Source organism: Citrobacter sp. RHB20-C16, assembly GCF_013890155.1.
Classification (GTDB): domain Bacteria; phylum Pseudomonadota; class Gammaproteobacteria; order Enterobacterales; family Enterobacteriaceae; genus Citrobacter_A; species Citrobacter_A amalonaticus.
On record NZ_CP057630.1, the window covers coordinates 702,842 to 716,121 of the forward strand.

The window sequence follows — 13,280 nt, forward strand, 5'->3', positions numbered from 1 at the left end:
TACTCATGATGGAACAGTCACTTATCCCACAGGCTCCGGCACTTCCATTGACCGTACAACGCACGGTAAAACGCGCTTTAACGCTGCTTGACCGACACCTGCGAGAAACAGGTGTAGCATTCACCTCCACTCGGGCTGCCCGTGACTGGCTGAAACTGAAAATGGCGGGGCTGGAGCGCGAAGAGTTTATGGTGCTGTACCTGAATCAGCAGAACCAATTGATTGCCCATGAAACCCTGTTTGCCGGTTCCATTAGCAGCACCGAGGTACATCCCCGTGAGGTGGTCAAACGCGCCCTGTATTTCAATGCAGCAGCAGTGATACTGGCGCATAACCACCCCTCCGGCGACACCACGCCCAGCCAGGCAGATAAGACCATAACGCAGCGTCTGGTGCAGGCGCTTCAGCTCGTTGATATCCGTGTGCCTGACCATTTCATCGTCGGTGGCACGCAGATATTGTCGTTCGCTGAACACGGTCTGCTTTGAGGTATGACATGAAAATTATCAGTAAACGCCGGGCGATGACGATTTACCGTCAGCGTCCGGCCTCCCGCATTTTTCTATACTGTACCGGCAGATACCAGTGGCACGGCAGTGTCTGTCATTACACCGGTAAGGTCGTTCCTGACATTCCCGGCGTGCTGACGGTATACGCCGAACGCCGCCAGGACCGCAGCGGACCGTATGCCTGCCTGATGAGTATTACCCTGAACTGACAATAAAGAGGTTATAAATGAGCAACACCACATGGGGCCTGCAGCGATATATCACGCCGCGCCTGGGAGCACGTCTGGTGCAGGAGGGCAACCGGCTGCACTATCTGGCTGACCGGGCCAGTATTACCGGTAAATTCAGTGACCCCGAGTGTCTCAAGCTGAATGTAGCATTTCCACATTTTATCAGCCAGTTGGAGTCGATGCTTACCGCTGGTGAAATGAACCCTCGCCATGCCCACTGTGTCACCCTGTACCACAACGGTTTTACCTGCGAAGCCGATACTCTTGGCAGTTGCGGCTACGTATACATCGCCATTTACCCCACTCAGCGTTAATTACCTTCACGAGAGAAAACATGAAACCTCAACCTGCAACAACTTCGCGGGCGGTAAAGCCCTGTCTGTCGCCCGTGGCAGTCTGGCAAATGTTACTGACACGCCTGCTGGAACAGCACTATGGCCTGACGCTAAACGACACGCCGTTCAGTGATGAAACTGTGATTCAGGAACACATTGATGCCGGTATCACGCTGACTGATGCCGTGAATTTTCTGGTGGAAAAATATGAACTGGTTCGTATCGATCGCAGAGGGTTTAACTGGCAGGAGCAATCCCCTTATCTTCGGGCGGTAGATATCCTGCGAGCGCGGCAGGCAACTGGCTTGTTGCGGCGGAGCCGTAATAACGCTATATCGTGAATATTACGGGCAGTATTACTGGCTTTCATCACTATCCGGGGATGCTGGCAGCGAGATGAAGAGGGCAGGGCGGTAATTCCTTACCTGACCCATTACCTGACCCGATTCGTATAAAACGAAAAAGGAGTCAGACGATTTCTCATCTAACTCCTTGTTTTATTTGGTGGCCCCTGCTGGACTTGAACCAGCGACCAAGCGATTATGAGAACGCTGCTCCACCTTTATAAAACAATAAGTTACATGTAAATCATGAAGTTAAGGATTGAATGTTGTCGGTATTTATTGGGTGTTTGAGTTCTGAGGGGGCAAAAAGGGGACATACTCATTGTTCCTTTAGTCTAAAGTTCTTAACGCAGGGAAATATTTGAACTCATAATCTTCATCAATAAGTTCGTCAATGACTTCTAGACCAATAGATATTGAATTTAAGGTTTTGCTGTATTCACCCATTTCATACTTTTTGAATAAAACATCCATAGATTTATCCTTAAATATCCCCCATGATTCAAAATAAATAGCTTCCGTAAAAATGTTGTTTATTTCGTCTCTTAATATTGACCAAGGATTCAAAGATTCTATTTCCGGTTTGCATATTTTTTTTAGATAATCTTTGCCCGAATGGAAAATTCTTGAAGTATTAACCCCTAAACCAAGTGGTTCATGATACGTATATACATCATAGAGTTTTTGTCCTATAAATGGCAGGTCTTCATGGCTGTTGATATCGTCAGAATGAAAGTATCTCTCAATTGATGACAGCGGAGCTACATTAACTAGCGTAATCATATACGGCGCTAATCCAAAACCTGCGATTTCTTTAGATAGGATTAAAAATCCATGACTGTTCCCTTTCTCTCCTTCCGCTGCCATTCGTGATAGGCTTGATTTAATCACATCGAGCTGAGAATGAAGTTTTGTCGTAGTCCTGTTTTCAGAATACTGCGTGTAGTCATATAAACATATATGATACCCGCGAAGGTGGTCTGCTCCAAACTTCTGAGGGACTTCCGTTTGGAGAAGAATTTTCAAATCGAGGGGTTTTAACTTTATATCTCCATCAATAATGCAGGGCTCTAAGCAAATCATATTTTTATTTTGCCATACAATATTATTGAAGATGTAATGTTTCAGGAGTGTTGGCCAATGAGGAGATATTATTACATTTATTATATCTCCATCTGAAAGATGTGCTAAATAACCTTTCAACTCTCCGGCGTATGCTGCTAGTTCCGTACCTGCTTCACGAGTTGTTCCTGAAAGATTTTTAAGTTCTATAAGGATGATTGATTCTCTTTCTATCCCGTACGCGAGGATATCAGGTTTGAGAATATCGCCTTTAGATGATGAGATATTTTCGTTTTTCGTTATTATCTCAGTTAGTAATAAGGACGGGTAACAGTTTAGATAGCTATCTTTTAATTTTTTTTCAATTTGATTTTTAGGTTTGAAATCTTCTATTGACTCAAAATCATATATTAATGAACCTAGACCCTCCTCATTCTCCTCCATATGTTGTTCAAGCCATAATTGCATTTCATTTTCGTTATTGAAAATTGCCATATTACCTCCACGCTTGATTTATTGGATTTAATTTGATTGCATCTTCTAGATGGTCTCGGGAAAAGTGAGCATACCGCATTGTCATTTTTATGTCGGTATGTCCCAATATATCTTTTAGTACCAAAATATTCCCTCCATTCATCATAAAGTGACTGGCGAATGTGTGGCGCAGTACGTGTGAGAGTTGCCCATCTGGTAAATTCAATTCGGCACGTTCGACAGCTTTCCGAAATGCCGAATAGCATGATTTGAAATAACGCCCCGGCTTTTCAGGTTTAGGGAGTGCTTCAAAAAATTCTAGGCTTATCGGTACAGTTCTGTTCCTGTTGCCTTTCGTTTTGAAAAAACTAACTTTCAAATTTTTAATTTGTTTGGTTGTTACTGATTCGGCTTCATCCCAGCGGGCGCCAGTTAAAAGGCATAAGCTAGCCACCCAATAAGTGCTATCGTTCCGGCTATTCAAGCATTCTTCTAGAAGGCGAGTGATCTCTTCATGCTCCAGATATGCCAGTTCGGCTTCCTCTGATTTGAACGGTCGAACATTGGTTAGCGGGTTATCTAGTTTCCAGTGGCCAAGTCGCTTAAGTTCGTTGAATACTGCACGGAAATACGCCAGCTCCAGATTCATGGTCCTAGGGGATACCTGCTTCACACGAGAAGTGCGGGATATCTCCCCTGATAGGCGTTTTTTCCGGTAAAGGGAAAACATGGTGGAGTTAAATTCATGTGCGGAAGGGTTGCCCATGCTCTCACATGCAAAAGCCATAGCTCCTTTGCGTTTTTCTCCATCATCCAGAGTTACACCATGTTCATCAAACCACTGGTTAACTAGGTCTACCAGTTTGCGGCGATCTTCTTTTCCGTCCAGCCATGGTTTTACATGGACGTTTTCCATGATGTGGCTTTGGTAGGCTAGTGCCTCACCTTTGGTGGAAAAGGTTTTACGGATGCGTTTGCTGGCTTTTCCCTGGGGCTTTCCTTCTGGGTAAAAGTCCAGCAGCCATTTACCGTCTGTCTGCTTGCGTATGCCCATTATGAATTAACGATAGTCATCACGACGCGGCCGATAATTTCGATATCTTCCAGACCGCAGTCAAAAGCCATACCCACGCCGCTAACCCGTACTTTTTTCACAGGAATGCGGGTCAAGGTTCTTATGCTTGTTTTGCCTTCAATGTTCACAAGCCATTCACCATCGAACACCTCTGCGAACGTTTGATCGAGGATGTACTGTGTTTTGTCATCCTGAATACACACCGGGTTTTCGGGTAAAGGGGTGCCAGCTCTGAAAAGAACCTTATCAAACATCACATAGCCAGAATCATAGAGCTGCCCGTCAACTAGTTTTTTTCTAGCGAACTTCATTATATCTAGTGCTTCGGCTTCGTATTTTTTCCCTTCTCCTGTGGTAAGCCATTCGAGATTAAAGCCTGTTTCCAGGGAGCACTTCACAACTATATCCGCAGGGAAAACGCCGCGAGTTCTGCGGGCTGACATGCTGCTTGAAGCCATATCTAGGTATTCAGCAAGCTGCAGTGAAGTTGTGAAACCGTATGCTTCACACACTCGATCGAGCACTTCCGCACTATTCGTTGGTAACAACACCTTTCGACTATGTATGTTCATGATGCTTGCAAACTCGACTTTATCGAGTTAACCTCCGGTTTGTTGTCTCGCTTTTATCGAATATCAATGAGCGTTGCCGCGCTCAACTGAACAATGGAGTTTGCCTTATGCGTCCTAACATTACAATCGCCATTCCAACACCTTATCTCCCTATTGATGAATACTGCCGCATCACCGGTACGCCTATGGGGACAGCCCGTGACATGGTGCGCGACGGCCGTCTGCCGATTCGTGGCAAAGGTGATAAGCCACGTGCACGCGTTGAGATCAATATGGCCGCTCTGACCGTTCAGGCGTTAAGCGAATGCAATATTTCGCTTAACGCGTAATCCATCCTACGGATTAGGGAGAGGCAAACAATGTTTGATTACCAGACCTCTAAACATGCGCACTTTGATGCGGCTTGCCGAGCATTTGCAACTGAGCACAATCTTGAAGATGTGGCCGCAGCCGTTGGTATGAGGTCGCAGATCCTTCGCAACAAACTGAATCCATCGCAACCGCACCGCTTAACTTGTGATGAGCTTTTGGCTATCACGGATTACACCGAAGATGCGCGTTTACTTGATGGAATGTTAGGCCAAATTAACTGCCTTCCATCCGTGCCTGTGAACAATGCCACTGAAGCCAACATGCAACTGTGTGCGCTTAGCGCTACTGCGTGTGTAGGCGCGATTGCTGGGGAAGCCGTATCAACTGGTCATATGACCGCCGCCCGCCGTACTCAAATTCTGGATCGCGCCCGCGATGCAATCCGTAGCTTATCCGTGCTGGCTTATACCGTTGAAAGCCGTATTCACTCTGCGCCGGTTCTGGCCGCTGCGGTGGATCTGGTCACAACCAACGCCACTGGCCTGATGTGAGGGAACACCATGAAAGCGTTTGTGACTTACCTGAAAAAAGAATCACCAGCCATGCAGTTGCCGAGTGGTTCAACGGGCTGGATAGAACTGCCGAACGGCCAGCGCTGGAACCCTGGCCACACGTATAAATTCAATGCGCATGAGCCTGTTCGAATGAAAAGCGGGGCGGTTTTGCGTTTCTTGTCTACAAAAGCCCGTCGTCTGGTTGGATGTATAGGGGGGCGCTATGGCGATTAGCCAGGAACAGCAAAAGCGCGGGCTGGAGCATTTAAAACAGATCCGCCGCAAATACTTCAGCGAAAGCAGCGAGGCCGCTGAATGGTGGGACAACTTAACACCGGAGTGGCGCGGCGTGGTGCTTCATGCTGCTGCGGTTACTTCTGGTACCGGGGCGTTTAAAGCCCATTTAAGCAAATGCTGCTGGCGGGAGCTTTATGAACGCCTGGGCTATCGGGACATGATTCGACTGCGCCAGGGCATTTCACGGGCACGGTTAACGTTTGAAGGTTTCGGCAGTTTACGTGACAGCGATTTTTCGAAGCGCACCGCGAACCGCCCGATCAAAAAAGTACATCCAATTTATAGCAGTAGCGGGGTGCAGATGGTGATCGCGCCTCATATCGTCCATAAGTTGCAGCAGCAGGGGAATCACTAATGACCATTATATCCGTTGAGGGCAAATCATTGGGGGCAGAGCTGGCTGTGTGGGGTGTCCCGCATAACTACGCTTTAGCGTTTGCAGAGAAAAGTACCAGTAAAAATGGGCGTATTGCTTTGCATCCGTTCTTCTTCAATGACACTGAACACATGACAAATCCGCGTCACTGGCTGGCGATCAATGCCGCTTTCTGGTGCTGCGTGTATCGCGAAGCGGAAAGCAAAGAAGCACAGATAGAAGCGCTGGCGGGGATTCGTGCAATTTTCTATACAGCCGGGGCACTGGGAGTTGGCGAGATAAAAGCGCTGATCCAGGAGTGGTGGCGGACAACCTATGATCTGCACCTGATTCCGGCACCGAACTACTCAGCCGCCACAGTACAACCCACTTTTCATTAATTAACTACCTGAATTTTTTGGCCACGGTTCAAGTGGCCGGGGATTCTTTTGCTTTAAGGAAACCAAAATGCACATGACACGTCAGGATTTACTCGCAACAAAATCAGGCACTGACCTGCTGGCCATGCTCACCAAAGCCACGCAGGAAGGTAAAGCCGCAGCTGCCGATCTGTGTTCCACCCGTCTGGATAAGCTGGCCGCTTATGCAGCCCATGAAGGTTTAAGCGCAACGGAAATCGTTGAGTTAATCCGCGAAGAAGCCGCGGCGATTTGCAGCAAAGGCGGTGTGGCATGGCAATAAAAACACCGCTTAAATGGGTGGGCAGCAAAGCCCGCCTTATGTCTAAGCTGCGCCAGCATCTTCCAGACGGTAAACGCCTGGTTGAACCGTTCGCAGGTTCCTGCGCCGTCATGATGAATACGGATTATGACGAGTATCTGATCGCAGATGTGAATCCTGATCTGGTTAATCTTTATAAGGCGATGGCGTATCACACTGATGCGCTGCTGAATGAGCTGGAGATCCTGTTTACTGCCAGTTCGTTAGGTGATGAAGAAAGCCGTGCCGTTTTCTATTACGCCGTGCGTGATGCTTTCAATCTTTCTGGTGGTAAGGCCGGTTCTGAATCTGTTGAAAATGCTGCGCGTTTCCTGTACCTGAATCGCCACTGCTTCAATGGCCTGTGCCGGTATAACCGCCGAGGCCAGTTCAACGTCCCGTTCGGTAAGTACAAAAAGCCTTATTTCCCCGCTGATGAAATCCGCGCCTTTGCTGAAAAAGCGAAACGCGCAACGTTCATTACTGCCCACTATTCAGAAACACTCGATTTGGTTCGGGACGGGAATGACGTTGTTTACTGTGATCCGCCTTATCTGACTGATACCGCCAATTTCACCGCTTACCATGAACGTGGCTTTTCGCACATGGATCAGGGGCGGCTGGCGCGTAAGCTGCGCCGTCTGGCTGAACGTGGGATTCCGGTTGTCGCGTCAAACAGCGATCTGGAAATGGTTCATTACCTGTACGCCGGATTTGAAGCCGTAAAGGTAAATGCGCCGCGTAGTGTTGGTGCGGCAGCTGCAAGCCCGAAAATGGCGGCGGAGCTGATTCTTAAATGGCCTTTACCGGCGACTCATGAGGCCAGCGCATGACGCTGGCAATAAACGAACAATGCTATGCCGTTGATGCCTGGAGGCGGGAAACCTTCGCGCCAGGCACACCGGCAGACGCGACTATCACAGAACGCCGCCTGTGGGCTGTAAACCCGCAGGATTATGAATGGCGATCCCGGTACCTGCATGAGATACCCGACTGGTTAGCCGGGTATTTTGGCCGTCGCTATGAAAAGCTTTTTGCTGGTCGTGACGGGCGTCGCCGTGCCAATACATTCCTGCGCCAGACCATCGGCGGGAGTGTATTGCCACGTCTGCGCAAAGTGGCTGCGCGTTACTCGCTGGCCGCTGATGCTGCTGATCTTCCTTTTGGTAAGTCGCTGGCGCGCTTGCCGTCACTAGACCGTCCTGATCTTAAAAAACTGGCTGGCCAGGTATCTGGCTGGATTTCCCAGTCACTTTATGACTTCACCGAACAGTTTGATTCCGGCACTGACGACGCCAGAGAGCTGCATCGCCGCACCCTGGAATCATACCGCCATCTTTGCGCATGTTGCCTGATGCTGAATAACCAGCCGCCGTACTGGGCTGAACATGAGGCCAATGATGGCCAACTGGAAATGCGTAAGGCGGAATCAGGGATACTGCGCATGATGGCGCCGGAATGGTGGTACCTGCGTCTTAAACGTGCGCGTGATACGCAGCGAGAACATATGGCCATTGCGGTGGGGCAGGTACAAAAAGCGGCCAGCGCTTATGTATCCCGCAAAACACTGGGCGAATGGATAGACCAGAAAAAGCGGAATCTGGAGTTCTTTAAAAAGTTTGATCTGCTGAATGATGAGGGGCTGCGCATTGCACTGGACAGCATGGTGCACCGCAGCGTTGCAAATCCGGCGATCCGTCGATGTGAACTAATGGTAAGAATGCGGGGATTTGAAGATATGGCCAATGAAGAAGGGCTGGCCGGTGAGTTTTACACTATCACCGCGCCATCACGTTTCCATGCGGTTCACAGCAAAGGGGGCTTTGTATCGCAATGGGATGGAAGTACGCCGCAGGATACCCAGCGCTATTTATGCGGCGTATGGGCAAAAGCACGCGCAGCGATCTCGCGTGCGGGTATTCATGTATTTGGGTTTCGGGTTGTTGAGCCTCACCATGACGGGACACCGCACTGGCATATGTTGCTTTTTATGCATCCGCAGGACGTGGACACGGTACGCGATATTCTTTGCTATCACGCCAGAATTACCGATTCTGAAGAACTGCAATCTGAAAAGGCGCTGAAGGCGCGTTTTCATGTTGAAGCTATCGATCCCGCCAAAGGTTCGGCCACGGGCTATATCGCGAAATACATTTCAAAAAATATTGATGGTTTTGCGCTGGATGGTGAGCAGGACGAAGAAACCGGAGAAAACCTGCGAGATATGGCTAAGTCCGTTTCCGCGTGGGCTTCACGCTGGCGTATTCGCCAGTTTCAGCAGATTGGTGGTGCGCCGGTAACCGTCTGGCGTGAGCTGCGTCGTTTGCGGGATCAGGTACTGACAGATCGCAGAATGGATGCGGTTCTGGCCGCTGCTGATGTCGGGGACTGGGCTGCATATACCCAGGCGCAGGGCGGTGCACTGGTTGCCCGCCGTGATCTGGTTGTTCGTCTGGCCTATGAAATTACGGAACAAGGCAACGAATACGCGGAGGACGTGCAGCGCGTACAGGGTGTTTATTCTCCTTTGGTTCCTGATTCAGAAGTTTGCACACGTCTTGTTAAGTGGCAAAAGGTTGCGAAGTTGGCCGAAGCGCCAGCGGAGGCGGGTTTTTCTGGCGGCAACGCCGCCCCTTGGAGTTCTGTCCATAACTGTACGGAGGGGGGAACCCGCAGACGGTTAAAACTGGAATTACGCAGTCGGGGTTTTGATGGTTCTGATGAAGAAATAGCCATTCTCCTGCGGGGTAGTGGTTTGAGATTTGGTCAGGGCGCACTGACTTACCGCAACGGGCGGCTTAAAGAGACTCAAAACGAGCCATTACAGGAGCTGTGGCCGGGATGGTTATAGGTGTGCATGTGCGTGTAACACATTCATTTGTCAGTAGATGGCAGGAAATTAAATTTCACAATTCGTGCTTTAAGGTGTACTGTATGTATATCCAGTTATTTATTGTTTGTGGGGGCTAAATGGATCTTTTGGAGGCGTCGGCACAGCTGGAGCGCATTGAATTATTGGCCAAAATTGCCCATGTTTACGAAAGTAACCAGAGAGAAAAAACAATTGCTTTGGCCTGGATTGGAGAGCTTGCGGGAGAGGTTCGCGAAATGGTTAAAAAGGAAGGTCAACGCCCCCAGAATGGGGGCATTTCAGGCGGCGGGAGCCGCTTTCAGTAGGTCTAATGCCATCTGGCGCTGATCGGGTGAAAGTGCATTCAGTATTTTTTGCACCATCGCATCACCCGTTTTAGCGCTGGGGCTGAGAGTGTGGGAGAACGTCAGATTCATAACAAACGTGTGGCCACACTCAACATCTGAACAGGCACAGTAAATATCGGCAATCTGTCGGTGCTTCCTGTTTGTTTTACGAATAACAGCCTTTGAGCCGCATTCCGGGCATTCGATTTTAAGAACTCGCATATTCCATGCTCCAGCTGTTAAATGATGCCTGGATTTTAGCCTGTTTCGCCTCATGCCGCACCCTTATCCGTTGATTCTGTGTAACTTAAATCAAAGTTAAGGTGTAGCCTTTCCGGTATTTCGGGATCGTTGTTAACGGCCAGCATGAAACGGCGCTGGATGGGGGCTATTTCGCTTTTCTTGTAAATGCGTTCAGCCTTTTCAACATCCCCCAGTCCGGCAGTGTTCTGCGGGACAATACCGGCGAGGCCAGCAGGGAAACGGTGCGCGTTCAGAATGTCCTGGGCGCTGATGTTTTTGATGTTGGCAAATTCATCCTTCGCGGAAATATCCCCCATTTCAATGAATTTGATGGCGTCACCGTCTCCACCAGGAATGTTTACCAGGATGGTGGAGAAGTTACCGATCCCTTTACTGTCACGCAGCTGCTGTTCAATTTCTTCTTCCATTTCGTCCGTCATGCTGGGATCGCGGGTATAAAGAATACCGCCAGTGTGCGCACCGTTGTGGTAATAGCGGCGTCGGAAAATGACCGCTTCACTGTTAAGTAACGCGGAATGCACGCCGCCGATGTAGTCCGGCAGTCCGTAGATATGCTGTTGCGGGTCATACATTTTGATGAAGATAATATCTTCTTCTGGCCATACCTGTGGTTCCCCTTCCTGTAACACCACGTAGTCTCCGGGCTTATCCAGCGCGTTATCTCTGACTTTACGGCGGCGAATATACAGGCCGGGCAAGGGTTCAAGTGCGATCACGTCGCCCCAGCCGTTACGAATTTTGGCAATCGCAATATCCCCAAAGGTTATATAGTCAAACGCTGCCGCTTCCAGCTGGTCGTGAATAAGCCCGCCCCCCTGATAGTCTGAAACAATCATGTTTTTACGGGCGTGAATGATGCCGCCGTGCTGACCGTTAAGATTAATCAGTTGTGCGAGTGCCAGCCGGTCAATCGGCTGGGTGAAGTGATCGGCGGCATTGTCGTACCAGATATCACGGTAATCTGTGCCGGTAGTCAGAACCGGTTCAGGTTTGCCGAATGTGATAATGCTCATCTTTTTTGATTTGTCGCCGCGCTGGTCGCGCTTAACAAAGCGTTTCTTTTTACTCATGCTGCCTCTTTCCTTACACCCCAGCGGGATTTCGGTTTGTTTTCATAGTTAAGGGGTTCGTTATGCAGACCGTGGGTAATCGCCCAGAACGCCTCCGCGTGGCCAGTATCCTGGCTGCGGTCAGCGACAAACGTCATGGCGTTGCCGCTTTGTGTGGTGGTTCGGCGCACAGACATAAAGCTGGCCGCGATCTCTTTCAGGTTTTTATCCCACTCAATACGCTGGCTTTCCACCACGTCCACCGCTTTCAGTACCAGCTTATTTTTGGTGTTCAGGTCGTAACGAATAGGGACGGCCACGCGCATGGCAAAATGCTGAATGTTGTCAAAAACACCCTGGCCAATGCCGGTAACGTCCACCCCCAGATAAGCGAAGTTGTATTTTTTGAACAACTGCTCAATCTGTTTTGCCTGGTACCGGAAGTTCATGCCTTTCCAGTAAATCACCTTCAGAACGCGGAACTTCTCCACGGCGAGCATCGGCGGGGCGATGATGACAAAACAGGACAAGTCACCACTGCGAGCCGGGTCAAAGCCGCCCCAAACAGGCCTGTCACCGAATGGCCGCGCTGCATCAGGGTTGTGATCCTGCCAGGTGTCGATTTCAACACCGCAGGCTTCCAGGTCGGAAAAGCTGAAAACGGAATCTTTGCTGTCAACGAACACGCACATATAGAGCATGTTAAAAGTGGCGTCGTTGTAGCGGTTGCGAAGTTTCTCGATGTTCGCCAGGTTGAAACCGCCCGCAATGGCATCTTCCATCGTAATGACGTAGCGCCATTGCCCATCCGGGCAGAGTCGCCCACCGTCACGCATTTCGTTAAAGGACGGAAATTTAATGGCCGCACGTTTTTTACTGCCCTGTTTCCACTCATCGCCAGTCCAGAACGGGTAAGCCTGGTGCGTTTTTGCTGATGGCGTTGAAAAATAGGTGGTACGCCACTTGTCATGTGTGGCCATTGCGCTGGCCACTTCGTTAAGTTTTGCAAAGTTTGGCACCCAGAAATATTCATCACAGTACAGGTGGCCACTGTAGGACTGGGCGGTGTTTTTGTTGGTGGAGAGAAAACGCAGTTCTGCGCCGTTGCTTAAGCGGATCGGGTTGCCGGTCAGCGTAATACCGAAATACTGCTCTGCAATATTCACGATGTAAGACCGGAATACTTCAGCCTGAGCCTTTGACGCTGACAGAAAGATTTGCGGATCGCCGGTCATCACCGCGTTTTCAAACGCTTCAAACGCAAAATACCAGGTTGCACCGATCTGGCGGCTTTTCAGGATGTTCCTGACAAGCTGGCCAATGTTATTGCGCAGGTGTTTCTGATATTCAAAAAGATGTTCTTCAGCCCATGCGTCAAAGTCCTCCTGTGTCAGCGAGGTAATATCGTTTTTCTTGTACTTCCGTTTGCTGCGCGGTTCGCCGTCATTGTTGTCCCGCGCAGCTGCTTGCCCGGAACTCTGACCGCTGGCCATTTTCTCTTTGTGTTTATTACTCTGCGCACGCAGTTTCGTGGCATGAGCAATGAGCATGTCCATTTCTTTCAGGTCGAGATCGGTTTTGTTATCGCGGCTGGCCAGCAGCTGGTAACGGCGTTCAATTGCTTCCTCTGTGCTTTCAAAACTGAGCAAATCCGCCCAGCTGTATTTCTCCGCCCAGTAGTAAACGATCCGCGCATTCGGCAGATTTAATTCAGATGCGATTTCCTTTGGCGTATAGCGGCGCAGATAAAGTGCGCGAACAACGCCTTTTAATTCTTCAGAGTATTTAGCCATGCGGATAATTATGCCGTGGCTGTGATGAAAAAACGGTGGTGTTAATTCGTGTCCGTTCGGTAAAGCGTTATAACCGAACTGTTCAGAATAAAGCGTAATGCAGTGGCGGTTTTATTTGGCAATAATTGATTTGCAGC

The 13,280-nt window shown here is 49.4% G+C and carries 19 protein-coding genes; 13 read left to right on the plus strand and 6 right to left on the minus strand.

The features are described from left to right. The first annotated feature begins 5 nt into the window (after positions 1-5). From HVX64_RS03410 to HVX64_RS03425, 4 genes are read left to right on the plus strand one after another with little or no spacing between them, the layout of a single operon-like run. A complete protein-coding gene (locus HVX64_RS03410) occupies positions 6-488 on the plus strand; it encodes a RadC family protein (protein WP_181825243.1) in 483 nt (160 codons plus the stop codon). 8 nt (positions 489-496) lie between these two features. Next, positions 497-718, plus strand: a complete 222-nt coding sequence (locus tag HVX64_RS03415) for a DUF987 domain-containing protein (RefSeq protein ID WP_181825244.1) — start codon at positions 497-499, stop codon at positions 716-718. A 17-nt stretch (positions 719-735) separates the two neighbouring features. Continuing rightward, a complete protein-coding gene (locus tag HVX64_RS03420; protein ID WP_181825245.1) occupies positions 736-1,053 on the plus strand; it encodes a type IV toxin-antitoxin system YeeU family antitoxin in 318 nt (105 codons plus the stop codon). A 20-nt stretch (positions 1,054-1,073) separates the two neighbouring features. Next, positions 1,074-1,415, plus strand: coding sequence for a TA system toxin CbtA family protein (locus HVX64_RS03425; protein ID WP_181825246.1), 342 nt, complete (start codon positions 1,074-1,076; stop codon positions 1,413-1,415). Between the two features lie 333 nt (positions 1,416-1,748). Here HVX64_RS03425 and HVX64_RS03430 read toward each other — a convergent pair whose 3' ends face one another. Genes HVX64_RS03430 through HVX64_RS03440 form a run of 3 tightly spaced genes read right to left on the minus strand, consistent with a single transcriptional unit; the run spans position 1,749 to position 4,601 of the window. Then, positions 1,749-2,975 carry a hypothetical protein gene (locus HVX64_RS03430; protein WP_181825247.1) on the minus strand — a complete coding sequence of 409 codons (1,227 nt, stop codon included), beginning with the start codon at positions 2,973-2,975 and terminating at the stop codon, positions 1,749-1,751. Between the two features lies 1 nt (position 2,976). Beyond that, positions 2,977-4,008 carry a tyrosine-type recombinase/integrase gene (locus tag HVX64_RS03435; RefSeq protein ID WP_181825248.1) on the minus strand — a complete coding sequence of 344 codons (1,032 nt, stop codon included), beginning with the start codon at positions 4,006-4,008 and terminating at the stop codon, positions 2,977-2,979. Beyond that, positions 4,008-4,601, minus strand: a complete 594-nt coding sequence (locus HVX64_RS03440) for a phage repressor protein CI (RefSeq protein ID WP_181825249.1) — start codon at positions 4,599-4,601, stop codon at positions 4,008-4,010. Before HVX64_RS03440 ends, HVX64_RS03435 begins: the two co-directional genes overlap by 1 nt. Before the next feature lie 107 nt (positions 4,602-4,708). On the opposite strand from HVX64_RS03440, the gene HVX64_RS03445 reads away from it, so the two are divergent. The 9 genes from HVX64_RS03445 to HVX64_RS03485 all read left to right on the plus strand — a co-directional run bounded on the left by HVX64_RS03445 (position 4,709) and on the right by HVX64_RS03485 (position 10,016). Then, on the plus strand, positions 4,709-4,930 hold the full coding sequence (locus HVX64_RS03445; protein ID WP_181825250.1) for a regulator: 222 nt from the start codon (positions 4,709-4,711) through the stop codon (positions 4,928-4,930). Between the two features lie 30 nt (positions 4,931-4,960). Next, complete coding sequence (locus HVX64_RS03450; protein ID WP_181825251.1) at positions 4,961-5,464, plus strand: phage regulatory CII family protein; 504 nt, start codon at positions 4,961-4,963, stop codon at positions 5,462-5,464. 9 nt (positions 5,465-5,473) lie between these two features. Then, on the plus strand, positions 5,474-5,701 hold the full coding sequence (locus HVX64_RS03455) for a phage filamentation protein Fil family protein (RefSeq protein WP_044328540.1): 228 nt from the start codon (positions 5,474-5,476) through the stop codon (positions 5,699-5,701). Next, positions 5,691-6,119, plus strand: a complete 429-nt coding sequence (locus HVX64_RS03460) for a hypothetical protein (protein ID WP_181825252.1) — start codon at positions 5,691-5,693, stop codon at positions 6,117-6,119. Before HVX64_RS03455 ends, HVX64_RS03460 begins: the two co-directional genes overlap by 11 nt. Beyond that, entirely contained in the window at positions 6,119-6,520 is a 402-nt protein-coding gene (locus HVX64_RS03465) for a hypothetical protein (protein WP_181825253.1), read from the plus strand. Before HVX64_RS03460 ends, HVX64_RS03465 begins: the two co-directional genes overlap by 1 nt. 67 nt (positions 6,521-6,587) lie before the next feature. After that, positions 6,588-6,821 carry a DUF2732 family protein gene (locus tag HVX64_RS03470; protein ID WP_181825254.1) on the plus strand — a complete coding sequence of 78 codons (234 nt, stop codon included), beginning with the start codon at positions 6,588-6,590 and terminating at the stop codon, positions 6,819-6,821. Then, positions 6,812-7,672, plus strand: a complete 861-nt coding sequence (locus tag HVX64_RS03475) for a Dam family site-specific DNA-(adenine-N6)-methyltransferase (RefSeq protein ID WP_181825255.1) — start codon at positions 6,812-6,814, stop codon at positions 7,670-7,672. Before HVX64_RS03470 ends, HVX64_RS03475 begins: the two co-directional genes overlap by 10 nt. After that, on the plus strand, positions 7,669-9,690 hold the full coding sequence (locus HVX64_RS03480) for a replication endonuclease (protein ID WP_181825256.1): 2,022 nt from the start codon (positions 7,669-7,671) through the stop codon (positions 9,688-9,690). Before HVX64_RS03475 ends, HVX64_RS03480 begins: the two co-directional genes overlap by 4 nt. A 119-nt stretch (positions 9,691-9,809) precedes the next feature. Further along, positions 9,810-10,016, plus strand: coding sequence for a hypothetical protein (locus HVX64_RS03485; protein ID WP_000364824.1), 207 nt, complete (start codon positions 9,810-9,812; stop codon positions 10,014-10,016). Here HVX64_RS03485 and HVX64_RS03490 read toward each other — a convergent pair. From HVX64_RS03490 to HVX64_RS03500, 3 genes are read right to left on the minus strand one after another with little or no spacing between them, the layout of a single operon-like run. Beyond that, on the minus strand, positions 9,990-10,313 hold the full coding sequence (locus HVX64_RS03490; RefSeq protein WP_044267931.1) for an ogr/Delta-like zinc finger family protein: 324 nt from the start codon (positions 10,311-10,313) through the stop codon (positions 9,990-9,992). The two genes, HVX64_RS03485 and HVX64_RS03490, sit on opposite strands and share 27 nt — an antisense overlap. Beyond that, positions 10,310-11,371, minus strand: a complete 1,062-nt coding sequence (locus HVX64_RS03495; protein WP_000038357.1) for a phage portal protein — start codon at positions 11,369-11,371, stop codon at positions 10,310-10,312. Before HVX64_RS03495 ends, HVX64_RS03490 begins: the two co-directional genes overlap by 4 nt. Then, positions 11,368-13,143 carry a terminase family protein gene (locus HVX64_RS03500; RefSeq protein WP_181825257.1) on the minus strand — a complete coding sequence of 592 codons (1,776 nt, stop codon included), beginning with the start codon at positions 13,141-13,143 and terminating at the stop codon, positions 11,368-11,370. Before HVX64_RS03500 ends, HVX64_RS03495 begins: the two co-directional genes overlap by 4 nt. Between the last annotated feature and the right edge of the window lie 137 nt (positions 13,144-13,280).